Consider the following 22,486-nt stretch of genomic DNA (forward strand, 5'->3'; position numbering starts at 1 on the left):
GTCGAAGGAATCCTGCAGACCCGCGCCGCCTGACCGGCCGCCGTCAGTGCGGTGACTCTCCGTCGGGGTGCTGACGCCAGAGCGGGTGCTCCCGCCCGGCCACTCCCGTGCGACCGAACCGGCACGCATGCCCCGGCGGGCCTCCTCCGGTGATCGAGTCGGCGGAGGGCGTCCCCCCGCGCGGCGATTCAGCGGCTCCGCGACCTTCCCCGGTGTCATCGCCACGACGACCGGCTCGTGGCCTGCCGCGTACGGTTCGGCGGAACTCCTCGGAGCAAGGGCTCAGCAGCCCGGCATCCGGCTGCTGACGTAGCCGGAGCTCGGCCGGCCAGATCAGGCAGGTCGGGCAGGCGCCCGTCCTCGGGCTCAGTGAGCAGGGTCGCGAGGGAGCCGACGTGCCGGGTGAGTGCGTCGGGTTCGGGGCAGTGCGTCCGTACGGTCTTGAGCCGGAGTTGCCCGGTCTCGGTGTGGGTGTCCGGATGGCGGAGGATCCATCCGGCTACGGTCGGGCGCGGGCGGCCGGGGCGGACCCCGGCCGCGGTGAGGTGCGTCTGTCGTGCAGGTGGGCGCGCACGCGCTGGTAGCCGGCCTTGCAGCCGAGTGGCACGATCTCCTCCCGCAGTTCCCAGGCGTTGGTGCAGCCGATTTTCTGGCGGCTGCACCAACTGTCAGAGACCGACTGAGGTTGGTCCGGGGAAGTCGGGAGAGGCTCGACGCTGTCCGGTCACCCCTCGGAGCGGCACACCGACTGTGTCGCTGTCCTGAGTGCCTGGCGGTGGAGCGTGTCCAGCCGCTCGAAGGCTGCCCCGGACCCGGCGGCCAGGGCCAATTGCACCGTGCAGGCGACGGGCTCGTCCCGGAGTTCTTCCGTGTCCTTGAGTTCCTGAAGCAGGTCCGTGGTGAGCCGGTCGAGCTGCTCGCGGATCGGGCCGAGGTCGGGGCGCGTCGTGGGTGCTTCCTCCGGGTGGGCGGTCCAGCGGGCGAACAAGCCCTTCTGTACGAGCTTGCTCGCGGTGATCTGGTCCCGGAAGAACGCGACGGCCGCGTCCGGGTCCACCCCGGCGGCGTCGGCCTGTGTGCGGACCTGCGCCAGTACCTGTTCCTCGCGCACCGGGTCCTCGATGGGCGAGTCGGTTCCGAACTTGGACGCCGCCACGTCGTCGCTCACGCGGATCCGCTCGATGACGAGGTCGGTCAGAGGACCGAGTGCGCCGAGCGGCCTGGCCGCCTGGACGGTGCCGTTGATGGAACCGGTGTTCGCACGATCACTCGTGGCCATGGCCTGAGGAACGGTCAGCACGGTTGTGGCTCCAAGAAATCCGGCGATGACCGCATAGCGGGTCGTGTTGGTTCGAAGGTTCACTGGTCTGCCTCTGTTGTCCGTGGATGGATGCGGAGAGTGGTCTGCCCGCGTCGACGGGCCGTCACCGGGTTCGGGACGGGACCGGCAAGGAGGTCGCGTTGAAGGTGCGGTAGGGGTCGTACCGGTGCTTGACGGTGAGCAGCCGTTCGGCGTTCGGGCCGTAGGCGTGCGCGGTGCGTGCGGGCTCGTCCGGTCCGAGCAGGTTGGGGTAGCCGCCCGGCAGCGCGTCGGGGTCGAGGGCGCCGGCCAGTTCGCCGGCCCAGGCGCGGTGCCCGGCCGCACGGGTGTCGCCGGGCTCCCACTGCGCGATGATCTCGATCATGAGGTGCGGGGCGCGGTTGCCGAACGCCGTTTCGGTCACGGGTACGCGTGCCGCGGCTCCGTGCAGGCTGTGCACGGAGACGGCCGAGTGGGGCGAGGTGAGGGTGGCGCCCGCGAGGCTCAGCACGTCCCGCACTCCCGAGGTCAGGGAGGGTACGGAACGCGTCCGGATCTCGACGTGCCGGCCGGAGGGGAACTGTGCGTCGACGTTCGCGAGCATCCCGGACACGGTGGTCGGCGCGATCCGGGAGACGAGGGGTGTGCCGAGGGTGTCGAGCCGGGCCAGCGCGCGCTCCCCCGCGGCGAGGTCGTCGCCGCTCCAAGTGGGCGAGAGGAACACCACGGGCTTGCCGTCGGGGCCGGGCAGAACACCGGACTGAACGGTCAGTTCGTCCGGGCTCCCGGCCAGGACGTCCGGCAGTCCGGCCAGCACACCCGCGGCCTGCTCCCAGGCGAACAGCACCATGCCGGACAGCAGCGTCGGCACGGCGTGCAGGCGTACGCGCATCGAGGTGACGACCCCGAAGTTCCCGCCACCGCCGCGCAGCGCCCAGAACAGGTCCGGCTCCCGTTCGGCGTCGGTCGTGACGACCGACCCGTCGGCCAGCACCACCTCTGCGGACAGGAGGTTGTCCAGCGCGAGTCCGAAGCGGCCGCCGAGCGGCCCGTAGCCGCCGCCGAGGGTCAGGCCGGCCATGCCCACGGAGCCGGCGGTACCGGTCGCCGCGGTCAGGCCGAACGGCTCGGTGGCGGCGACGAGATCGGCGGCCGTGGCCCCTCCCGCCACCTCGGCGACCTTCGCCATCGGATCCACCCTCACCCGGCGCAGGCCGGAAAGGTCGATGGTCAGGCCGCCGTCGCTCAGCGCTCTCCCGGCCCAGTCGTGACCGCCGCCGCGCACCGTCAGAGGGACCCCGGACTCCCGCGCGGCCAGTACGGCGGTGCCGATCCCGGCCGGATCGGCGCACCGGAGGATCGCTCCGGGGCGAGCCGACACCGCGCCGTTCCAGATGTGCCGGCCGGTGTCGTACTCCGGCCCGGTGGAGACCACCTGCCCTTCAGGGATGGTCCGGCGCAGGACGTCGGTCAGACGGCCGAGCTGCTGGTGTGTCGTCACAGTCATGACACCTCTGTCTTGGAGATCTTGAGAAAAATTCGTGCGGAGCGTCGCTCGGCCGGCCTTGCCGGCCGGGGCCGGACGCCTCGGCCCCGGCCGGCAAGGCGGTCATGCGGAGTGGTGTCTCACCGGGTGCTGCGGGCGGCGTCCTCGATGATGCGGGTGACTGCGGCGGGGCGGCTGACCATGACGGCGTGGGAGGCGTTGACCTCTTCGGTGTGGGCGCCGGCCCGCTGGGACATGGAGCGCTGCAGGTCGGGGGCGATCGCGTGGTCCTGACGGGTGATCAGGCTCCAGGAGGGGATGGTGCGGAAGGCTTCCTGAGTACTGGCGTCGGTGACCGCCTTGGTGTTGGCGGGCCGCTGGACCGCCGCCAGGTCGGCGGCCGTGGTCCGGTCGACGTCACCGGCGAAGACCTCCCGGAAGTGGTCCGGATCGATGGACACGTCCGTACCGCCCGGGACGGTGGTCGACACCAGCGGGATGGCGGGTGTGGACTGCGCGGCCAGGTCGCCCACGGTCTCCCCCGTCGCGGGGATGAAGCCGGCGATGTAGACGAGGGCCTTGACGCCGGGGTCCGAGGCGGCGGAGTTGGTGATCACCGCGCCGCCGTAGGAGTGGCCGACCAGCACCACGGGGCCCTTGATCGTGGACAGGTAGCTGGAGACGTAGGCGGTGTCGCTGGTGAGTCCCTGCAGCGGATTTGCGAGGGCGCGGACGGGATAGCCGTCCTTGCGCAGTCGCTCGATCACCGAGGACCAGCTGGAGGAATCCGCCCACGCCCCGTGGACCAGGACGACGGTCGGCTTGTCGGAGGAAGGTCCCTTGTCGGTCGCCAGTGCCACCCCCGGAGCGGTGGTGGCACCGAGCAGCGTCAGGGCACCGACGGCAAGCGCGACGCGGCGCGGAATACGGACACGCATGATGTGGCCTTTCGATTCGCTGTGGCTTCTCACTGCGGAGGGCTGGACGCCGAGCTCCGGCCCCGGCAACACGGGGCCGGACACCGGCACTTGATTCGGAACCCGGGTCGGGCACGGACCTGAGTCCGCCACCCGGTCGTCGGCCGTGAGGCCGTCGGCCGGGTGCGACGAGCAGCAACCCACCGAAGGAGAACGTTCGGTCACATCATTAAAGGCGCCCGATCGGAACTTCGTCAAGACCGAACGTTCTATCTTGTTTTTTGCTAGCCTGCCGCCATGGACCCGACCCCGGAAAGCGCCGGCGCCTCCGAAGCGCAAGCACGGCTGCTCAGCACGGCAACCAGAATCTTCTATGCGGAGGGAATCCACTCCGTCGGCATCGACCGGATCACCGCCGAGGCCAAGGTGACCCGGGCCACTCTGTACCGGCACTTCGCGGGCAAGGAGGAGCTCATACTCGCCTACCTCGATCAAGCCGACAGGGGGATCCGCGAACGGGTCACCGCCGCCCGGGCGATCAGCCAGTCAGCCGTCGGCACGGTCCAGGCCGTCGCCGAATCCATCGCCCACGGCATCCGGACCCCCGGTTTCCGCGGCTGCGCCTTCCTCAACGCGGCAGCCGAATACCCCGACCCCACACACCCGATACACCGAGCCGTCCTGACCCACCGGCAGTGGTTCCTGAACACCGTCACGGACCTGCTGGCCCGGACCGGCGACGCACCCGCCGCCCGGCACCTCGTCATGCTCAGGGACGGCGCCATGGCGGCCGGCTGCCTCTTCGACCCCGAACTGGTCTCCGCGACCTTCCTGAAGGGCGTCGAAGGACTTCTTCTGGCGCGCACCGGCCCGCCTGCCGGGAGACCGCCGGCCACTCCCCGGACCTCCGCCCCGTAACAACCACTGCCACCAGGTGGCTTCGCGCAGAACCCCGCCGCTCTGATCACCGCCCGGTCCATCCAGGGCATGGGCGACGGCCTGTCCGCCCTCGGGCAGATCGTGCCGGCCGCGACGATCTCGCCCCGCCGGCGCGGCCGCTACTCCGGCTACCCGGGCGCCGCCTTCGCCGTCGCGACTGTCGGCGGACCGCTGCTCGGCGACGTCATCACCGGTACCTCGTGGCCCGGCCGGCGCCGGTGCCTGTTCGTCGGCGTCCCCTTCGCGGTCGTCGCGCCGATCGTGCTGCGGCGCACGCTCAACCTGCCGGTGGCCGGGCGCCGGCGTCGTGGTCCCGATGCCGGGCCCTCCTCGTCGCCGACGGTGGCCCGGTCACTGGCTCCCGTCGTGGAAGGGGCGCGGCTCCGGGCGTCGCGGGGCTCGTACGTGGCGTTTCGAGGGGCTCGTAGTGGTCGCGGGCTCATCCGCGAACCGGGGACAGCCGGGGTTGTGACAGGGGCCGGGAACCCAGCGGGGTACGAAGATGCCGAGGGTTTTGCGCCGTGCGACCACGCTCTCGACGGGCCGCTCACATGCCGGGCATACGTAGTCGGCCTGCCGATTGCTCTGACGCTCGGTTCTGGCCATACCTTTACGGTAGTCCGGCGCTCGGCCCTCCGACACCGGTCGCCCGGGTGCCGAGCGCGGTGTCCCCGGTGGGCGCTCCGGCCGCGCGCGGCTCACGGTTCACGCCGGGCGCACGGACACCAGTACGCCGATCTTGTCGATGCGGTGCTCCGGGTTGTCGTGGGCGTCGCGCCAGTGGTTTCCGGCCGCGTCGTCCTCCGGTGTGGCGCAGGTGGAGAGGGTGATCATGGCCCGGGTCGGTTTCTCGCCGGGCTTGCCCGGCACCTCGGCCCGCTGTTCGGCGAGCGAGCGGGCGGAGCGGAACGAGGTCTCCCGGGTTCCGGTGATCCGGTACTCGTACAACGTGCCGTCCTCCGTCACGAGGACCCGGTCGCCCCTGTCGAGCGACGGGAGGTCGCGCAGCGGTCCCCCGGCGGACAGCCGGTGGGCCGTCACCAGGTAGTTCCCGGTCTCGCCCGGCCCGACGCCGCCGTCCTTGCCGTACGGGCTCGCGGCCACTCCCCTGTCCTGGATGCGGGTACCGGGTGTGTCGTCCGTCGTGCCCTCGTACGGAACCACGCGGAGGTCCGCGACGCCGATCGCCGGGATCGCGAGGGCGGCGATCTCGGTGCGCGGATCCGTCCTGCCGTCCGGTGCGTCGGAGGAGGCGGGGAGCCCGATCGCGGCGGGAACGCCCGGGGAGGACGCGGCCGCGACCGCCGCGGGAGAGCCGACGGCCAGGACGGCAGCGACAGCGACAGCGACGACGGCGCGGGGAACTCGTCTCACGACATCTGCACGGCAAGGGTGCATGGCAGGACCCGTAGTGGCAGGAGGAGGGGGAGGGCGGGGCGCCTCCGGGACATGTCCGGGGGGCTCCCGCACCCCCCAGTAGACCATCGGTCGTCCGGCCCCGCCCTGCCGGACAGGCGGGGCCGGCTCAAGCGCCGGTTCGCCCGCCACCGTGGATCGGGGAGCGGGCTCGCGGTTCGTCCGCCGGGCGCGGTGGAACAGCCTGCCGCACGCACGCAGGCTGTACCTCCCGCCCCCGGGTTCGGGCCGGGTTCAGGCCGCGAGCGCGGCCGACGGCTTCGCCGGCAGTCCGAGGCGGCCACGGGTGGTGACGAGGACGGTGAGCGCGGCCACCGTGGAGCAGAGCAGGAACGCGTGTGTCGTGCTGTCCGAGGGGAGCGAGGGGAAGACGTACGGCCACGCCACGGAGAAGAAGTTGTTGACGCCGGTGTGCAGCAGCATGACCAGCGGCATGCTCTCGCCGGAGCGGTTGAACAGCCAGGTCATCACGGAGCTGAAGGCGAGCGTGGTCCCCAGGAACTCCAGGACCCGGAGGGGGTCCACGTGCGGGCCGCCGCCCCATTCGGTGAGGAAGAGCGGCAGGTGCCAGGCGCCCCAGAGCAGGCCGACGACGAGGGTGGACGTCAGGGGGCCGTAGCGGCGCTGCAGGCGGGGCATGGCGAATTCCCGCCAGCCGGGTTCTTCGGCGAGGCCGGTGGTGACCAGTTGGAGGACGAGCCCGGGCAGGTAGGCGGCCAGAACGGCGAGCGAGGGCAGCACCGGAGCGCGTCCGGCCACCACCGTGGTGGCGAGCGTCAGTGCGGCCGGAACCGCGAGGAGGACCGCGACGAACCAGCGCAGGCGCACCTTCAGCCGGGTCATCCTCCCGCGCCAGACCCGGAGTCCGGCTCGTCCCTCGACGGCCCAGGTGACGAGGAGCGCCGCCCCGATCGGTCCGAGGTACGCGCCGGGCAGGACCCCCAGGACCTGGGTGGTGCCACCGACGGACGGGAAGGCCGCCTGCCATACCCCCAGGCCGTTGCCGGACAGGACGTAGGGCGTCCAGGCCAGCCAGCTCAGGACGAAGGCGAGGGAGAAGAACCAGGTCAGGGGATGCCGTCGGAGGGCGGCCCGCAGCCTGGACCGGCCCGTCCCCGGGTCCGCCCAGCTGGGTTGCGGCGCCTCGGCAGCCGGATCGTCGCCGGCCGTGGTGCTGCTGCGGGCAGGGGTGTGGGAACGCATCGGGATGTCCCTCCGGACGGGGCTGATGTGACGCGGTCCAGCACATCAGCGGCGCGTCCGCGGATCATTGCCGCGCGCACCCGTTCAGAGGTACAGCAGGCTGTACCGGTCGCCGCGCCGAGGCGGTGTCACGCCCGGCGCCGGGTGTCCTCCAAGTAGTGGAGGACTGCCGCGACCCGCCGGTCCGCCTGGTCGGTGGGGGCGAGATCCAGCTTGGCGAAGATGCTGCGGATGTGCTTGTGGACCGCGCCGTCCGTCACGACGAGGCGGGTGGCGATGGCGCCGTTGCCGAGGCCCTCGGCCATGAGCGCCAGCACGTCCCGCTCTCTCGGGCTCAGCCGTTCCAGCCGGGGGTCCTGGCGGGTGCGGGTGAAGAGCTGGGCCACGACCTCGGGGTCGATGGCCGTGCCGCCCGAAGCCACCCGGTGGAGCGCTTCGAGGAACTCCTCGACCCGGCCCACCCGTTCCTTGAGCAGGTATCCCAGCCCGCCGACCCCGCCGGTGAGCAGCTGGGTGGCGAAGCTCTGTTCCACGTAGGCGGAGAGCACCAGGACGGGGAGGCCGGGTCGGCGGTGCCGGGCTTCGACCGCCACACGGATGCCCTCGTCGGTGTGGGTGGGCGGCATCCGTACGTCGAGGATCGCGGCGTCCGGCCGGTGTTCCTCGATGGCTTTCAGCGCCTCGTCGGGGGTCGCGGCCGTGGCGACCACGTCCATCGATTCGGCGCGCAGCAGGAGGGCGAGCCCCTCGCGCAGCAGGGGGTCGTCCTCGGCTATGACGATCCGCAGGTCACGGTCCACAGGGAAGTTCCACTTCAAGGGTGGTCGGGCCATCGGCCGGGCTGGTCAGGTGGAGCGTACCGTCGTGCGCGAGGACCCTGCGCCGGATGCCGGTGAGGCCGGACCCCTTCTCCGGGTCGGCGCCGCCGCGGCCGTCGTCGGTGACGGTCAGGCGCAGATGGCCGCCGCGGGCGCGGACGGTCACGACGGCCTGTCGGGCGCCACTGTGTCTGGCAACGTTCGTGAGGGCCTCGGCGACCGTGTAGTAGGCCGTCGCCTCGACGGATGCCGGACACCGTTCGGTGGTCTCCACGTCGATCCGGCAGGGCGCCGGGCTCTGCGCGGCGAGTCCGGAGAGCGCTCCGGCCAGGCCCCGGTCGTCCAGCACGGGCGGGAGGATGGTGCGCACGACCGTGCGGAGTTCGGCGAGTGCCTGCTCCGCGGCGGACTGGGCGCGTTCGAGGAGCTCGTCCGCGCCCGCGGGGTCGCGGACCACTTGGCGGCGGGCGGCACCGAGCAGCACGGCGACCGAGACGAGCTTGTTCTGCGTGCCGTCGTGGAGCGCCCGCTCGATGCGGCGCAGTTCGGTGGTGTGGGCGTCGAGTGCCGCGGCGCGGGTGGCGGTCAGTTCCGCGACGCGGAGCGACAGGTCGAGGTCGGAGCCGGCCGACAGCAGGCGTCGGCCGGAGCGTGCCTGAAGCCGTGCCATGGCGGGGAACAGGCCCACGACGATGGCGATCCAGCCGATGCCGAGCAGGCCCACGGAGAGGGCGTCGGGCCACGAGTCGGCGGTTCCGTACCCCATGGCGGTGGCGGACGAGTCCGCGGGAACGAAGGGCCAGTACAGCGGGAAGGCGGTGTCGCGTACGGCGGAGGCGGGGAGCCACACGCCGAGGAGTCCCAGCAGCAGTCCGACGGTCGCGTGCCGGGTCAGCCACCGCAGCTCCCGGTGGGTGACCGGATCGAGGAGTGCGAGCCGCAGCCCGGTCGGTGGAGGTCCGGGGGCGACCACTTCCGGGCCCCACCGGGAGAGCCGTCCGCGCTCCGCCCTTCCGGTCGGCGAGCAGGCGCACCGCGCGCAGCGTGGGCGCGGCGAGGAGCAGCCCGAGCCCGATCGGTGCGGTCACGGCCGCGACGACCAGCAGGGCCAGCAGGGCCAGCGCCGCGACGGCCGTACCGAGCCCGCCGACGAGTTGCTTGAGTGCCCGGCCCCCCGCGCGCAGGGTTCGTGCGACGGCTGCTCCGAATCCCGCGCCCGTCGCGTGCTCCGCGTCCGTCCCGGCCCACGCCCCCGCTGTCGTCGCGCGCTCCGCTTCCACCTCGGCCCCCGCCCCCACACCCATGTCCGTCGGCACACCTCTCCGGAGTTCCCGGTGACGCGTGCGGAGCGTACGCGCCCGCCCGCGTGGCGGGCGGTACAGCAGGCACCACCACGGGCCGGGCGCACGCGGGATCGGCCTCGGGCCGGTGGGTCCGTAGTTTCGGTCACGGACCCTTACCACGGACGCAACCAGGGAGTTCCCATGACCGATGTCGATCCTGCCCGCACCCGCACCGCCGTCCCGGCGCAGCGGGGCGGCGTCACGCGTAACGATCTCATCCGCGCCGTTCTGTGGGTGGTCGCGGTCGCCGCCGCGGTGGTCAACACGGTGGCTTCGTACCGTGGTGCCTCCCTCGGCACCCATCTGGTGTGCGGGCTGATCACCGCGGCCGGGGTCGGCGCCCTGGTCGTGGACTGGCGGCGGCGCCGGTGACCGGCCCCGGGACCCGCCGTTCGGGGCCGCCGTAATCTGGGAGCATGCGCATGCGTCCCACTCTGACCTGGACCCCGCCCGAAGACCTGCCGCCCGGAACCACGGATCCGTCTCCGGTCGCCGAGGCACTGACCGCCGGCGGTGTGCTGGTGCTCAGCGGGGCGGGCATCTCCACGGAGTCGGGCATTCCCGACTACCGGGGGGACGGCGGGAGCCTGAGCCGGCACACCCCGATGACCTACCAGGAGTTCACCGCCGACGCCGCTGCCCGGCGGCGCTACTGGGCGCGCAGTCACCTCGGGTGGCGTACGTTCGGCCGGGCGCGCCCCAACGCGGGGCACCGGGCGGTGGCCGCGTTCGCGCGGCACGGTCTGGTCTCCGGTGTGATCACCCAGAACGTCGACGGCCTGCACCAGGCGGCCGGCAGCCGGGACGCGGTGGAGCTCCACGGGAGCCTGGACCGGGTCGTCTGCCTCTCCTGCGGCACCTTCGGCGCGCGCCGCGAACTCGCCGCCCGGCTGGAGGAGGCCAACGAGGGCTTCGCGCCGGTGGCCGCCGGCCTCAATCCGGACGGTGACGCCGACCTCACCGACGAGCAGGTCGTGGACTTCCGGGTGGTGCCCTGCGCGGTCTGCGGCGGCGTCCTCAAGCCGGACGTGGTGTTCTTCGGCGAGGCCGTGCCCGCGGAGCGGGTGGCGCGCTGCCGGGCGATGGTCCGTGAGGCGTCGACGCTGCTGGTCCTCGGGTCCTCCCTGACGGTGATGTCCGGTCTCCGGTTCGTGCGCCAGGCGGCCGAGGAGCGGAAACCGGTGCTGATCGTCAACCGGGACGCGACGCGGGGCGACACCCATGCCGTCACCCGCGTCGCGCTCCCGCTGGGGCCCGCCCTCACCGCCGTGGCGGGCCGGCTGGGGATCGCCGTCGACGACGGGGCCGCCGGGGCCCACTGACTCCCGGGGCCGGCGAGCCGTGCGGTGCCGGCCCCGGTACGGGAGGTCACCGCGGCAGGCCGGCCAGGGCGAGGAGCAGGGACTTCACGTCGGTGGCCGCGATGCGGTCGCCGACCGCGTCGGGGGTGGAGCAGATGAGGAGCGGGCCGTCCTCGTCGCGTTCCGGGAGGCGGCCGTGGCTGCCGCGTACGGGTGAGGCGTCGAGGGGTACGACCGCCATGCGGTAGCGCATGCCGAGCTTCTTGCGGGCGAGCGCGGTGGCGGCCTTGACCTTGACGTAGGGATCGAGCGGGTCCATGAACAGCTCGACCGGGTCGTATCCGGGTTTGCGGTGGATCTCGACGAGGGCCGCGAAGTCGGGGGCGCGGGCGTCGTCGAGCCAGTAGTAGTACGTGAACCAGGAGTCCGGTTCGGCCAGGGCGACGAGTTCGCCGGAGCGGGGATGGTCCAGGTGGTGGGCCTTCTTGCCCTCGTCGTCGAGGAGCACGTCGATGCCCGGCAGGCCGGCGAGGGCGGCGCGGGTGGCCTCCAGGTCCTCGGGGCGGTTTACGTAGATGTGGGCGATCTGGTGGTCGGCGACCGCGAAGGCGCGGGAGGCCATCGGGTCCAGGTACTCCATGCCGTCCTGGGTGTGCACCTCCAGCAGTCCGGCGCGGCGCAGGGCGCGGTTGATGTGGACGGGGCGGTCGACGGGGGTGATGCCGTACTCGGAGAGGACCACGACGGTGCGGTCCTCGGCGCGGGCGTCGTCCAGCAGCGGTGCGATCACGGCGTCCAGTTCGGTGGCGGCGCGGTGGGAGCGCGGGTCGTCGGGGCCGTAGCGCTGGAGGTCGTAGTCGAGGTGCGGGAGGTAGCACAGGGCGAGGTCGGGGGTGCGGGTGCGCAGGATGTGCCGGGTGGCGTCGGCGATCCACCGGCTGGAGACGAGGTCGGCGCCGGGCCCCCAGAAGTGGAACAGGGGGAACGTGCCGAGTTCGGCGGTGAGTTCGTCGTGGAGTGCGGGGGGCCGGGTGTAGCAGTCGGGTTCCTTGCGGCCGTCCGCGTAGTACACGGGCCTGGGGGTGACGGTGATGTCGGTGTCGGCGCCCATCGCGTACCACCAGCAGATGTTGGCGACGGTGTAGCCGGGGTGGGTGCGGCGGGCCGCGTCCCACAGCTTGTCGCCGGTGACGAGGCCGTTGTGCTGGCGCCACAGGAGGATGTCGCCGAGCTCGCGGAAGTACCAGCCGTTGCCCACGATGCCGTGTTCGGCGGGTGTGGTGCCGGTGAGGAAGGTGGACTGGGCGGTACAGGTGACGGCGGGCAGCACGGTGTCGAGGTTCGCGCGGGAGCCGGTGCGGGCGAGGGCCGCTAGGTGCGGCATGTGCTCCAGCAGGCGCGGGGTGAGGCCGACGACGTCCAGGACGAGCAGGGGGGTGGGGTTCGGGCCGGTGGGTTCGTCGTTCACGGCAGCTCCTTCAGGCCGAGGTCGCTCAGCAGGTCGCGGACGAGGTCGAGTTCGGCGGCGATTCCGTCGGCGAGCCGGCCCCGGTCGCGGGGGCGCAGTTCGGGGGGCAGGGCCTGCCAGGTGTAGGTCTCGACCTCCAGGTGGCGGGTGAGCGGGTGGGGGCCGCCGACCAGGCGGGCGAGGGCGGACTCCATGACGGGGAGGGTGGAGGTGAGGGGCGCGGCGGGGGCGGCGTGCAGGGGGACGTGGAAGTGGACGCGCCAGGGGTCCGTGTCGGGCAGGGTGCCGCCGTTCAGCGCCTCGGCGAGGTCGTCGGTGCCGCGCGGGCCGGTGGCCGCCGCACCGGGGCGCGGCCTGCTGCGGGTCTGGTGGAGGAAGCGGGGCTCGTCGAACGCGGCGAGGGCCCGGCGGACCTCGGGGAGCCGGGGGCGGCCGGCGTCGAGGGCGGCCGAGAGCTGGGACTTGACGATGGTGACGCCGGCCCGGGTGAGCGCGTCCAGGGCGGTGCCGGGGTCCTCGAAGGAGGTGGCGAGGTGGCAGGTGTCGACGCAGACGCCGATGCGGTCGTGGGCGATCGCGGTGAGCGGGGCGATGGCGTCCGCGGTGGTCTCCACGATGCAGCCGGGTTCGGGTTCCATGCCGATCCGGATGGAACGCCCGGTCACTTCCTCCAGGGCGTCGAGGCGTTCGGCGAGGGTGCGCAGGGCGGTGCGGGCGGCGTCCGCGCGCCGGTCGTCCCAGGGGGTGCGCCAGGCGAGCGGCAGGGTGGAGATGGAGCCCTCGGTGATGTCGTCGGGCAGCAGCGCGGCGAGGACGCGGGCGAGCGAGTGGGTGTACCGGAGCCGTTCGGGGTCGGTCCAGTCCGGCTGGTAGACCCGGTACTTGACCTCCTGGTCACCGAATCCCTGGTACGGGAATCCGTTGAGGGTGACGACTTCGAGACCGCGCCGGGCGAGTTCGAGGCGCAGCCCGCGGAGCGCGGCGGGGTCGGTCACGAGGGCCTCGGCCGCGTCCTTGGCGAGCCACAGGCCGATGCCGAGGCGGTCGAGGCCCAGGCGGCGGCGTACGGGTTCGCAGTGGTCGCGGAGCTGGGCGAGGACTCCGTCGAGTGTCTCGGCGGGGTGGACGTTGGTGCAGTACGCGAGGTGGACGACGGTGCCGTCGGGATGCCGGAAGCGCATGGGTCACTCCCCGCCACGCTGGATGCTGTTGCCCTCGTGCGCGGGTCCGGTGGCGGACGCGTCCAGGTTCAGGCGCCCGCTGAGTCCGTAGAAGGCGACGGGGTTGCGCCACAGCACCCGGTCGACGTCGTCGTCGGTGAAGCCGTCGGCGAGCATGAGGTCGGCGACCTTGCGGATCTTCAGGGGGTCGCTGTGGCCCCAGTCGGCGGCGGAGTTGACCAGAATGCGTTCGAGGCCGTGGGTACGGAGGATCGCGACCATCCGCTTCTCGTCCATCTTGGTGTCGGGGTAGACGGAGAAGCCGAGCCAGCAGCCGCTGTCGGCGGCCAGGTCGACGGTGGTCTCGTTGAGGTGGTCGACGAGGACCCGGTCGGCCGGCAGCGCGGACTCGCGGACGAGGTCGAGCGTGCGGCGCAGTCCGGTGAGCTTGTCCCGGTGCGGGGTGTGCACCAGGGCGGGCAGCCCGTGGTCGGCGGCGAGCTGGAGCTGGGTGGCGAGAGCGGTGTCCTCGGCCGGGGTCATGGAGTCGTAGCCGATCTCGCCCACCGCGACGACCTGGTCCTTGACGAGGTAGCGGGGCAGTTCGTCGAGTACCGGGGCGCAGCGGGGGTCGTTGGCCTCTTTCGGGTTGAGGGCGAGGGTGCAGTGGTGGGCGATGCCGTACTGCGCGGCGCGGAAGGGTTCCCAGCCGAGCAGGGAGTCGAAGTAGTCCAGGAAGGAGGCGGTCGAGGTCCGGGGCTGCCCGAGCCAGAAGGAGGGTTCGACGACGGCGCGCACTCCGGCGGCGCTCATGGCCCGGTAGTCGTCGGTGGTGCGGGAGGTCATGTGGATGTGGGGATCGAAGAGGCGCATCAGGACTCCTTGCCGTGGGGGTCGTCCGACGGGTGCGGGGATGCCGGGGCACCGGTGAGGGACAGCAGCCGGTGGAGGTCTTCGGGCACGGGCCTGCCGGCGGCGGTGCGTTCGGCGGCGAAGTCGCGGAGCATGCGGGCGAGTTCGGTGTCGCCGTGGGCGCGCCGGGCCGGCTCGGCCGCCGTGTCGACGGGGACGCCGGTGAACAGGCACTTGAGGAGGGCGTGCCGCCAGGCGTGGGCGTCCAGGTGGCGGGCGGCGTAGGGGCCGACGGCGGCGGCCAGGAGCCGGGTGTCGTTGGTGCGCAGCGCGTCCTCCACGAGGGGCAGCGCGTCCGGGCCCGGTACGAGGGCGGGCAGGGCGTACAGGACGGCGCGGCGCTCGTCGGCGGTGCCCTGCCGGTAGACACGGGTGAGGGTGTCGGTGTCGGCGCGGGCCGCGCGCAGCAGCAGGACGCGGGTGGCGTCCGCGTGCAGGGGGCCGCAGCGGCGGCCGGCTTCGGCGAGGCGCACCTCCCATGCGGGCAGGGGGCCGTGGTCGCGCGGGGGCGCGGTGGCGTCGGCGAGGGCACGGTCCAGCCAGGTGCGGGCGGCGGGGTGGAGCCGGGTGCGCAGCAGGGCGAGCAGCGTGTCGGTGGAGCTGGCGGCGAGGGTGGTGCCGGTTGGCCCAGTGGTGTCCGGGGCGGTCGCGGTGGTGGCGTCCGGGGCGGTGGTGCCCGGGGCGGTCGCGGTGGTGGCGTCCGGGGCGGTGGTGTCCGGGACGGTCGCGGTGGTGGCGTCCGGGGCGGTGGTGTCCGGGACGGTCGCGGTGGTGGCGTCCGGGGCGGTGGTCCGGGGTGTCATGCGGGTCTCCCTTCGGGGGTGGCGGTGAGCGTGCCGGGCGGAGGGGGTGCGCTGTCCGGAGCGGGTGCACTGTCGGGACCTGGGGGCGCGCCGACCGGACGGGATGAGCTGTCCGGACCGGGTGCGCTGTCCGGTGGCTTTCGGTGGTGCGTGGTCGCGGTGGCGGCGGCCCGGCGCAGGAACGGGAGGGACCGGGTGGCCTGCTCGGGCCCCGCGTGCGAGTGCCGGGGCAGCTCGACGACGGTCAGGCCCTGGTAGCCGGTGGCGGCGAGGGCCGCCAGGACCGGCGGGAAGTCGATCTCGCCGTCGCCGAAGGGCAGATGCTCATGCACGCCGCGCCGCATGTCGTCGATCTGGACGTGCCGCAGCCAGGGGGCGGCGGCGCGGACGCAGTCGGCGGGCGGGAGGGGTTCGAGGCACTGGCAGTGGCCGATGTCGAGGGTGAGGCCGAGGTGCCCGGGGTCGCCGAGCGCGTGGCGCAGCCGGTGGAAGTCCGCGAGGGTGGCGAGGAGGTGGCCGGGTTCGGGTTCGACGGCGAGGGGGATCCCGGCGGTCGCGGCGGCGTCCACGACCGGGGTCATGGACTCGGTCAGCCGCTGCCAGGCGGTGTCCTGGTCCGTGCCCTCGGGGGTGATTCCGCTGAAGCAGTGCACGGCGTGCGCCCCGAGGTCGGCGCCGATCCCGACCGCGCGGACCAGCAGGTCGGTGCGGCGGGCCCGGTCGGCGGGGTCGGCGTCGAGGAGGGTGGGGCCGTGCTTGCGGCGGGGGTCGAGGACGTACCGGGCGCCCGTCTCCACGGTCACGCCCAGCCCGAGCCCCGCCAGCCGGGCGGCGACGCGGCGGGTACGCGCGCCGAGGTCCGGGGCGAGCGGGTCGAGGTGCATGTGGTCGAGCGTGAGCCCGACTCCGTCGTAGCCGAGGTCGGCGAGGAGACCGAGGGCGTCGTTGAGCCGGAGGTCGCTCAGGCCGTTGCTGCCGTACCCGAACCGCAGCGGCGCGCCGGTTGCCGAGGTCGCGGGGAGGTCGGCCAGAGGGCTCATGTGATGCTCACTTTCCGGGCGAACCTGGCGGCGAGGGGGGCCAGTACGGCGGTCAGCAGGGCGGTGGCCGGGGCGCCGGAACGGGCGCAGAGCGCGGCCTGGAGCGGGATGGTGGCGCGGATGCCGCCGCCGACGGCGCGCTGGGTGAGGGCGGGTGACGGGTTGAGGGCCGCGTGGAGGTAGGGGCGGGCGGCCGTCATGGCGTAGCCGGTGGCGATGCCGGTGCACAGGAGGTCCCCGGCGGCCGTCGACGGGGCGGGCGTGGAGGATGCTCCGCGCATGCCGGGCCGGCCGCCGAGCATCAGGGTGAGGGTGCCGGCCGTGGCGAGCGCGGCGAGCGGTACGAGCGGGGCGCCGCCGGTCGTCTCCCGCCGGGAGACCGCGGTGACGGCCAGGGTGTGGGCGGAGAGCAGAGCCGCGGAGGGTGCCGCGTGCCGGACGCCGCGGGTACCCGGCCGGGTCGCCGCCGCACCGAGAAGCAGGTCGAGACCGCGTGCCGCCGCCATCGCCGCGGGGCCGGCCGGGGTCCGTTTGAGCCCCAGGTCGTACGCCCACACCGCCGCCGCCAGTGGGATCGCGACGGCGAGGGCGGGGCGGCCCGCCCTGGCGGCCAGGGCAAGGCCCGCCGCGGTGCAGACGGAGGCCGCCGCGAGGGCGGCTCCGGGGCGGACCCGGCCGGAGGGCAGCGGGCGGTGGGGGCGCTCGGCGGTGTCCTCGTCCAGGTCGGCCCAGTCGTTGAGGGCCATGCCCGCCTCGTAGAGGCAGAGGGACGCGCCGATGGCCAGCAGGGTGCGGGGGCTGGGGCGCCCGCCGGACGCGGATGCTCCGGCCAGTACGTCCCCGGGAACGGTGAACAGGGCCGGCAGGCGCAGCAGTTCGGCCCAGGCCCGCAGGTCGGGGCCCCGGCGGGCGGGTGCGTCCGCCGGGGTGGTCCCGGGGTGCGTCTGCCGGGGTGCGCTCTCCGGCCGGGGCGGGAGGGGGCGGGCGCGGGGCCCGGGTGCGGGGGCCGCAGCCGGTACCCGGCCGCCCGGGCGGCGCACCGCGGACCGGAGCGTCGACACCAGGCTCCTCAGCACCCCTCCTCCAGGGCGGGGTTCTCCGGAGCGGCGGCGCCCGCCTCCGTACCCGCCGGGACCGCGCCGTCGCGCAGCCGCCCGGCGAAGCGGAGCAGCGCCGCGTACTGCTCGCCCAAGGCTGCGGGGCTGTCTCCCACCGGGTCCTTGAAATAGAACCCGAGGTCGTCCAACGGCCCCTGGAAACCGGCTTCCTGGGCGCGCAGGGCGAGCCGGGCGAGGTCGATGACCAGCGGGGCGGCGAGTGCCGAGTCGCAGCCCTGCCACAGGGTCTGGAGGATCATCCGGGTGCCGAGGAAGCCGTCGAACGCGACGTGGTCCCAGGCGGTCTTCCAGTCGCCGAGCGCGGGTACGTCGTCGATGTGCACCACGCCCTGCGGTGTGGTGCCGAGGGTGTCGGCGAGGACCCGCTCCTTGCCCGCGTTCTTCGCCGCCGCGGCGGCCGGGTCGGCGAGGGCGGCTCCGTCACCGCCGCCCAGCAGGTTGGTTCCGGACCAGGCCCGGACCGCCAGGGCCCGCTGGGCGAACATGGGGCCGAGGACGGACCGCAGCAGCGTCTGGCCGGTCTTCCCGTCCCGGCCGGCGTACGGCAGGCCCGAGGACGCCACCGCATCGGCCAGCTCCGGGTGGTGCAGGCCCGTCGACGGGGTGAAGTTCACGTACGCGCACCCGGCCCGCAGGGCGGCCGCCGCGTACAGCGAGCTGGGCGGCAGGGCCGCGCCGGTGGCGGCGGGCTCCGTGGACGACACGTTGACGACCACCGTGCGGACCAGATCGTGTCTGCGTGCGAAGTCCTGGATGTCCCGGGTGAAGGCGGAGATCACCTCGTCGGGGTCGCGGGTGTCCCCCGCCACCGGGCCGCCCGGCCTGATCTCCGCGTCCGCCGCGGCGAGTTCGGCGGCCACGACGGCCGGGAGGCCGTGCGGCAGCACTCCGGCCGCCGCCAGTTGCTCCGCGCGCTTGGGCAGCGGGCAGTCAGTTACGTCGTGGCCGCCGAACACCAGCGAGGCCAGGGAGGGCAGGCCCGCGTCGGCGAACGGAGGTGCCTCGGTGACCATTCCGGTGGGCGGGTGCAGACCGGCGGCCACTGCGGCGCAGCCGGCGACGGTGGTGGTGGCGACGGAGCCGCGGGCGCCGATCAGCCACACTCCCACCCGAGCCGAAACAGACGCGGACATGACAGACATGGCAGCCTCCTTGCCGGGTGAATTCCCTGCGTGCCTTGCGTGTGCGGTGCGGTACGAATGCCGTGCGGGTTGCCTTGCGGATACCGGACGCGTCGCCGGCGGGAACCGGCGCGCGGCCCGGGGCGAGGACGGCGGACGGGGCTACGGCGCGCCCCGCCCGCGATGCTCGTCCGGTGCCGATGCCGGCGGCACCGGACGTGGTGTCATCGGGACCCGTGAAGCTCCTTGATCCGGATGTCGCGGAACGACACCTGGTCACCGGCTCCGTGGTTCTGGATGCCGAGGTGTCCCTCGCGCAGGCTCCGTGACGGATCGGTGTTGGTGAAGTCGTTGATCCGTACGCCGTTGAGCCAGATGCGCAGGTGCTCGCCCTCCACCCGGATCTCGTACGTGTTCCACTCCCCCGGCGGGTTCAGCGCGCGGTCGCGCTTCTTCCGGTCGGCGGACTTGAATCCGTAGACGGAGCCCGTGGTGCGGTCCGGTGTGTCGGTGGCGTCGATCTGGATCTCGTAGCCGTGGTCCACGGCCGACCACGGGTCGTCGGAGGGCGGGAAGCCCACGAACACACCCGAGTTGTCGTCGCCCTCCGCCTTCCAGTCGAGCTTCAGGGAGTACGACCCGAAGCTCTGGCCCGCGTACCAGAGCAGCCCCATCCCGCCGTCGGAGGTCAGCGTGCCGTCCTCCGACAGGGCGAAGGAGCCCGGCCCCGCCTGCTGCCAGCCGTCCAGGGACGTGCCGTCGAACAGCGGCCGGTAGCCGTTCTCCGGCCGGCAGTCGGCCTGGGCCTCGCCGATGGCCCAGCGGATTCCGCCCAGCAGGTGCTGCCGGAAGGCGGGTTCGGCGTAGGACTCCTTGGAGTGACCGCCGCCGGTGTAGAAGGCGCGGCCGCCCCGGTACTCCTGGCACCAGGCGATCGGGTGGTCGCCGTCCATGGTGCCGCCCTGGTACGAGGACTCGTCGAGCGAGGCGAGGACGTGGGCGTGTTCACGCGGGTTGGAGCGGTAGTTGTACCACTCGTCCGTACGGTTCCAGGTCCGTGCCAGACCCGCTGTCGACGGGTGCGCGCGGTCCTCCACGCGCACCGTGGCCGGCTGGATCGCCGGGTGCGCCTGGAACCAGGCGCCGGCCAGGCCGCCGTAGAAGTCCCAGTCGTACTCGGTGTCGGCGGCGGCGTGGACGCCCACGTACCCGCCGCCGTGGCGGATGTAGCCCTCGAAGGCCCGCTGCTGGTGGTCGTCGAGGACGTCTCCCGTCGTCGACAGGAACACGACCGCGTCGTAGCGGCGCAGGTTCTTCGCGGTGAAGGCGGCGGAGTCCTCCGTGGCGTCGACCGCGAAGCCGCCCTGCGTCGCGAGTTCACGTACGGCCGCGATCCCCTCGGGGATCGAGTCGTGACGGAACCCGGCCGTCTTGGAGAAGACCAGGACGCGCTTGGCCTCGGCCGGATGTGCGGCGGAGGGGCCCGCCACGCAGCCCAGGAGAAGGGCCGCTCCCGCCGCGGCCGTCGTCAGTCTGCCGGTCGTACGCATCACAGCCCCCTCGGCCGGTGGTGGAGTTCGAGCCGTCCGCGGCGAGGAGCGCGGCGCTCCGCCGGACGACCGTGCGGCGGCCCGGCAGGGTCACCGCCTCGCGGGGTCGCCGACGTCGGTGGGTGGTGGTGTGCGGGGGTGTGGGGGTGGTGGGTGGTGCGGTCGGTGCCGTGCACGAACGCCTCCAGAGTGGGGCTGGTCTGTACGGGCGGGCGCGGTACGCCGGGATGTGCCGTCGTCCCGGGGAGCGGGAGTGAGGATCGCGGGGCGGGCTCCGGGGCCGGGCCCCGGTCGTCACGGGCCGGTGGCGGCCGGGGCGGCCCGGCCCCGGAGCCGCCCGGGTCAGGAGGTCTGCGTGCCGAAGGCCGCGTCGAAGGACGCCTTCGGCGGGTCGAAGTCGAACGCCTTGAGCCGGGTCAGGGCCTCGGGGGCGCCCTGGAGCCGGTCCATGCCGGCGTCCTCCCACTCGACGGAGACCGGCCCCTGGTAACCGATGGAGCCCAGCATCCGGAAGACGTCCTCCCAGGGGACGTCGCCGTGGCCGGCGGAGACGAAGTCCCAGCCGCGGCGGGGGTCGCCCCACGGCAGGTGGGAGCCGAGCCGTCCGTTCCGTCCGTCCAGGCGCTTACGGGCTTCCTTGCAGTCGACGTGGTAGATCCGGTCACGGAAGTCCCAGAGGAAGCCGACCGGATCGAGGTCCTGCCACACGAAGTGGGAGGGGTCGAAGTTGAGTCCGAAGGCGGGCCGGTGGCCGACGGCCTCCAGGGCGCGCCGGGTGGTCCAGTAGTCGTAGGCGATCTCGCTGGGGTGGACCTCGTGGGCGAAACGGACACCCTCGGCGTCGAAGACGTCCAGAATCGGGTTCCACCGGTCGGCGAAGTCCTGGTAGCCGCGCTCGATCATCGACTCGGGGGCGGGCGGGAACATGGCGACCAGATGCCAGATCGCCGAGCCGGTGAACCCGATCACGGTGTCGACGCCGAAGGCCGCCGCGGCACGGGCGGTGTCGGCGATCTCGGCCGCGGCACGCCGCCGTACGCCCTCGGCCTCGCCGTCGCCCCAGATCCGGGCGGGCAGGATGGCCTGGTGGCGTTCGTCGATGATGGCGTCACAGACGGCCTGTCCCACCAAGTGGTTCGAAATGGCCCAACACTTGAGCCCGTACCGGTCCAGGAGCTCGCGCCGCGAGTCCAGGTAGGCGGGATCGGCGAGCGCCTTGTCGACCTCGAAGTGGTCTCCCCAGCAGGCGAGTTCGAGGCCGTCGTAGCCGAAGTCGCGGGCCAGACGGCAGACCTCCTCCAGAGGGAGGTCTGCCCACTGACCGGTGAAGAGCGTGAAATTGCGCGGCACGGGTCCTCCTCAGAACGCGATCGGGGTGTAGACGGAGTTCTTCTCCGCGCTCTCCTCCACCGCGGCGAGTACCCGCTGGACCTGCAGCCCGTCCGCGAAGGAGGGTGAAGGAGCGCGCCGCTCGGCGATGGCGTGGACGAGATCGCGGGCCTGGTGCACGAAGGAGTGCTCGTAGCCGAGGCCGTGGCCCGGGGGCCACCAGGCCTCCACATAGGGGTGGTCGGGCTCGGTGACGAGGATCCGGCGGAACCCGGCGTGCGTTCCGGGTTCGGTGCCGTCGTGGAACGCGAGTTCGTTCAGGCGCTCCAGGTCGAAGGCGAGCGACCCCCGTTCTCCGTTGAGTTCGATGCGCAGCGAGTTCTTGCGCCCGGTCGCGTAGCGGGTGGCCTCGAACGAGGCGAGGGCGCCGGAGTCGAACCGTCCGGTGAAGACGGCGGCGTCGTCCACGGTGACCTCCCCGGTGCCGGCCACCGCCCCGGCGGCGAGGCCGCTGGTGGGCCCGGCGGGCAGCGGACGCCGCCGCACGAAGGTTTCGGTGAGCGCGGAGACGCCGGCCAGCCGTTCACCGGCCAGGTACTGCGCGAGGTCGACGATGTGCGCGCCCAGGTCGCCGAGCGCGCCGGAGCCGGCGTGCTCCTTGCGCAGCCGCCAGGTGAGCGGGAAGGACGGGTCCACCAGCCAGTCCTGGAGGTAGGACACCCGTACGTGCCGCAGGGTGCCGATCCTGCCCTCGGCCACCATCCGGCGGGCCAGGGCGGTGGCGGGCACCCGCCGGTAGTTGAAGCCGACCATCGTCAACTGCCCCCGGGCGGCCGCCGCTTCGGCGGCGACGGTCATCGCGGAGGCTTCCGCCACCGTGTTGGCGAGGGGCTTCTCGCACAGCACGTGCTTGCCCGCGGCCAGCGCGGCCAGCGCGATCTCGGCGTGGCTGTCACCGGGGGTGCAGATGTCGACGAGGTCGATGTCGTCCCGCGCCACCAGGGCGCGCCAGTCGGTCTCGGCGCTCGCCCAGCCGTGCCGGTCGGCCGCCGCCCGGACCGCGGCGTCGTCCCGGCCGCAGACGGCCGCCAGGACCGGTCTCAGGGGCAGGTCGAAGACGCGGCCCACGGTGCGCCAGCCCTGGGAGTGGGCGGCGCCCATGAAGGCGTATCCGACCATTCCGACGCGGAGCGGTGGCTTCGCCGCTTCCGGCCCTTCGATCTGCTCCGGGTGTCCCATGGGTGGGTCCTCCTCATCCTCTT

At 73.4% G+C, this 22,486-nt stretch carries 19 protein-coding genes and 2 pseudogenes; 4 read left to right on the forward strand and 17 right to left on the reverse strand.

Features of this window, described 5'->3' with window-relative positions; translation table 11 throughout:
* Positions 1-724: 724 nt before the first annotated feature.
* From ACWCWD_RS33280 to ACWCWD_RS33290, 3 genes are all read right to left on the reverse strand, one after another.
* Entirely contained in the window at positions 725-1,279 is a 555-nt protein-coding gene (locus tag ACWCWD_RS33280; RefSeq protein WP_450778755.1) for a chorismate mutase, read from the reverse strand.
* 145 nt (positions 1,280-1,424) lie between these two features.
* A complete protein-coding gene (locus ACWCWD_RS33285; protein ID WP_450778757.1) occupies positions 1,425-2,807 on the reverse strand; it encodes an FAD-binding oxidoreductase in 1,383 nt (460 codons plus the stop codon).
* A 119-nt stretch (positions 2,808-2,926) separates the two neighbouring features.
* Complete coding sequence (locus ACWCWD_RS33290; protein WP_450778759.1) at positions 2,927-3,724, reverse strand: alpha/beta fold hydrolase; 798 nt, start codon at positions 3,722-3,724, stop codon at positions 2,927-2,929.
* Between the two features lie 276 nt (positions 3,725-4,000).
* Between ACWCWD_RS33290 and ACWCWD_RS33295 the strand changes: the two genes are divergently transcribed.
* On the forward strand, positions 4,001-4,621 hold the full coding sequence (locus tag ACWCWD_RS33295; protein ID WP_450778761.1) for a TetR/AcrR family transcriptional regulator: 621 nt from the start codon (positions 4,001-4,003) through the stop codon (positions 4,619-4,621).
* Positions 4,622-4,639: 18 nt separating this feature from the next.
* Positions 4,640-4,966 (forward strand): annotated as a pseudogene (locus ACWCWD_RS33300) (MFS transporter); the annotation flags it as partial.
* A 381-nt stretch (positions 4,967-5,347) separates the two neighbouring features.
* Here ACWCWD_RS33300 and ACWCWD_RS33305 read toward each other — a convergent pair.
* The 4 genes and pseudogenes from ACWCWD_RS33305 to ACWCWD_RS33320 form a co-directional block, all read right to left on the reverse strand.
* The gene (locus tag ACWCWD_RS33305) at positions 5,348-6,040 is read right to left on the reverse strand and encodes a class E sortase (protein WP_450778763.1); all 693 of its coding nucleotides are present in this window, start codon (positions 6,038-6,040) and stop codon (positions 5,348-5,350) included.
* 252 nt (positions 6,041-6,292) lie between these two features.
* The gene (locus ACWCWD_RS33310; RefSeq protein WP_450778765.1) at positions 6,293-7,261 is read right to left on the reverse strand and encodes a CPBP family intramembrane glutamic endopeptidase; all 969 of its coding nucleotides are present in this window, start codon (positions 7,259-7,261) and stop codon (positions 6,293-6,295) included.
* Between the two features lie 128 nt (positions 7,262-7,389).
* Positions 7,390-8,049 carry a response regulator transcription factor gene (locus tag ACWCWD_RS33315; RefSeq protein WP_450778862.1) on the reverse strand — a complete coding sequence of 220 codons (660 nt, stop codon included), beginning with the start codon at positions 8,047-8,049 and terminating at the stop codon, positions 7,390-7,392.
* Position 8,050: 1 nt separating this feature from the next.
* A pseudogene (locus ACWCWD_RS33320) lies at positions 8,051-9,383 on the reverse strand (sensor histidine kinase).
* Positions 9,384-9,563: 180 nt separating this feature from the next.
* Between ACWCWD_RS33320 and ACWCWD_RS33325 the strand changes: the two are divergent.
* Entirely contained in the window at positions 9,564-9,794 is a 231-nt protein-coding gene (locus tag ACWCWD_RS33325; RefSeq protein ID WP_450778767.1) for a hypothetical protein, read from the forward strand.
* Between the two features lie 44 nt (positions 9,795-9,838).
* Entirely contained in the window at positions 9,839-10,744 is a 906-nt protein-coding gene (locus ACWCWD_RS33330) for an NAD-dependent protein deacetylase (protein WP_450778769.1), read from the forward strand.
* A 46-nt stretch (positions 10,745-10,790) separates the two neighbouring features.
* On the opposite strand, the gene ACWCWD_RS33335 is transcribed toward ACWCWD_RS33330, so the two are convergent.
* From ACWCWD_RS33335 to ACWCWD_RS33380, 10 genes are all read right to left on the reverse strand, one after another.
* Positions 10,791-12,191 carry an alkaline phosphatase family protein gene (locus ACWCWD_RS33335; RefSeq protein WP_450778771.1) on the reverse strand — a complete coding sequence of 467 codons (1,401 nt, stop codon included), beginning with the start codon at positions 12,189-12,191 and terminating at the stop codon, positions 10,791-10,793.
* Positions 12,188-13,372, reverse strand: a complete 1,185-nt coding sequence (eboE, locus tag ACWCWD_RS33340; protein ID WP_450778773.1) for a metabolite traffic protein EboE — start codon at positions 13,370-13,372, stop codon at positions 12,188-12,190. Before eboE ends, ACWCWD_RS33335 begins: the two co-directional genes overlap by 4 nt.
* A 3-nt stretch (positions 13,373-13,375) precedes the next feature.
* Positions 13,376-14,224: a TatD family hydrolase gene (locus ACWCWD_RS33345; RefSeq protein WP_450778775.1), complete on the reverse strand. Its 849-nt coding sequence runs from the start codon at positions 14,222-14,224 to the stop codon at positions 13,376-13,378.
* Positions 14,224-15,066 (reverse strand): EboA domain-containing protein, encoded by an 843-nt coding sequence (locus ACWCWD_RS33350; RefSeq protein ID WP_450778777.1) that lies wholly within the window; start codon positions 15,064-15,066, stop codon positions 14,224-14,226. Before ACWCWD_RS33350 ends, ACWCWD_RS33345 begins: the two co-directional genes overlap by 1 nt.
* Positions 15,063-16,106 (reverse strand): sugar phosphate isomerase/epimerase family protein, encoded by a 1,044-nt coding sequence (locus tag ACWCWD_RS33355; RefSeq protein ID WP_450778779.1) that lies wholly within the window; start codon positions 16,104-16,106, stop codon positions 15,063-15,065. Before ACWCWD_RS33355 ends, ACWCWD_RS33350 begins: the two co-directional genes overlap by 4 nt.
* Positions 16,103-16,999, reverse strand: a complete 897-nt coding sequence (locus tag ACWCWD_RS33360; protein ID WP_450778864.1) for an SCO3242 family prenyltransferase — start codon at positions 16,997-16,999, stop codon at positions 16,103-16,105. The genes ACWCWD_RS33355 and ACWCWD_RS33360 overlap by 4 nt, the downstream gene beginning before the upstream one ends.
* Before the next feature lie 176 nt (positions 17,000-17,175).
* Positions 17,176-18,357 (reverse strand): inositol-3-phosphate synthase, encoded by a 1,182-nt coding sequence (locus tag ACWCWD_RS33365; RefSeq protein WP_450778866.1) that lies wholly within the window; start codon positions 18,355-18,357, stop codon positions 17,176-17,178.
* Between the two features lie 212 nt (positions 18,358-18,569).
* Positions 18,570-19,895 (reverse strand): ThuA domain-containing protein, encoded by a 1,326-nt coding sequence (locus ACWCWD_RS33370; RefSeq protein WP_450778781.1) that lies wholly within the window; start codon positions 19,893-19,895, stop codon positions 18,570-18,572.
* 342 nt (positions 19,896-20,237) lie between these two features.
* On the reverse strand, positions 20,238-21,245 hold the full coding sequence (locus tag ACWCWD_RS33375; protein WP_450778783.1) for a sugar phosphate isomerase/epimerase family protein: 1,008 nt from the start codon (positions 21,243-21,245) through the stop codon (positions 20,238-20,240).
* Between the two features lie 9 nt (positions 21,246-21,254).
* A complete protein-coding gene (locus tag ACWCWD_RS33380) occupies positions 21,255-22,463 on the reverse strand; it encodes a Gfo/Idh/MocA family protein (RefSeq protein WP_450778785.1) in 1,209 nt (402 codons plus the stop codon).
* Positions 22,464-22,486: the final 23 nt, after the last annotated feature.

Source organism: Streptomyces sp. NPDC001493, from assembly GCF_053597235.1.

Bases quoted from the DNA above. Each gene is read 5' to 3' on its own strand.
- ACWCWD_RS33280 (WP_450778755.1), bottom strand. From the start codon at position 1,279: ATGGCCACGAGTGATCGTGCGAACACCGGTTCCATCAACGGCACCGTC.
- eboE (WP_450778773.1), bottom strand. From the start codon at position 13,372: ATGCGCTTCCGGCATCCCGACGGCACCGTCGTCCACCTCGCGTACTGC.
- ACWCWD_RS33325 (WP_450778767.1), top strand. From the start codon at position 9,564: ATGACCGATGTCGATCCTGCCCGCACCCGCACCGCCGTCCCGGCGCAG.
- ACWCWD_RS33310 (WP_450778765.1), bottom strand. From the start codon at position 7,261: ATGCGTTCCCACACCCCTGCCCGCAGCAGCACCACGGCCGGCGACGAT.
- ACWCWD_RS33365 (WP_450778866.1), bottom strand. From the start codon at position 18,357: ATGTCCGCGTCTGTTTCGGCTCGGGTGGGAGTGTGGCTGATCGGCGCC.
- ACWCWD_RS33355 (WP_450778779.1), bottom strand. From the start codon at position 16,106: ATGAGCCCTCTGGCCGACCTCCCCGCGACCTCGGCAACCGGCGCGCCG.
- ACWCWD_RS33295 (WP_450778761.1), top strand. From the start codon at position 4,001: ATGGACCCGACCCCGGAAAGCGCCGGCGCCTCCGAAGCGCAAGCACGG.
- ACWCWD_RS33380 (WP_450778785.1), bottom strand. From the start codon at position 22,463: ATGGGACACCCGGAGCAGATCGAAGGGCCGGAAGCGGCGAAGCCACCG.
- ACWCWD_RS33330 (WP_450778769.1), top strand. From the start codon at position 9,839: ATGCGCATGCGTCCCACTCTGACCTGGACCCCGCCCGAAGACCTGCCG.
- ACWCWD_RS33305 (WP_450778763.1), bottom strand. From the start codon at position 6,040: ATGCACCCTTGCCGTGCAGATGTCGTGAGACGAGTTCCCCGCGCCGTC.
- ACWCWD_RS33345 (WP_450778775.1), bottom strand. From the start codon at position 14,224: ATGCGCCTCTTCGATCCCCACATCCACATGACCTCCCGCACCACCGAC.
- ACWCWD_RS33290 (WP_450778759.1), bottom strand. From the start codon at position 3,724: ATGCGTGTCCGTATTCCGCGCCGCGTCGCGCTTGCCGTCGGTGCCCTG.
- ACWCWD_RS33350 (WP_450778777.1), bottom strand. From the start codon at position 15,066: ATGACACCCCGGACCACCGCCCCGGACGCCACCACCGCGACCGTCCCG.
- ACWCWD_RS33285 (WP_450778757.1), bottom strand. From the start codon at position 2,807: ATGACTGTGACGACACACCAGCAGCTCGGCCGTCTGACCGACGTCCTG.
- ACWCWD_RS33370 (WP_450778781.1), bottom strand. From the start codon at position 19,895: ATGCGTACGACCGGCAGACTGACGACGGCCGCGGCGGGAGCGGCCCTT.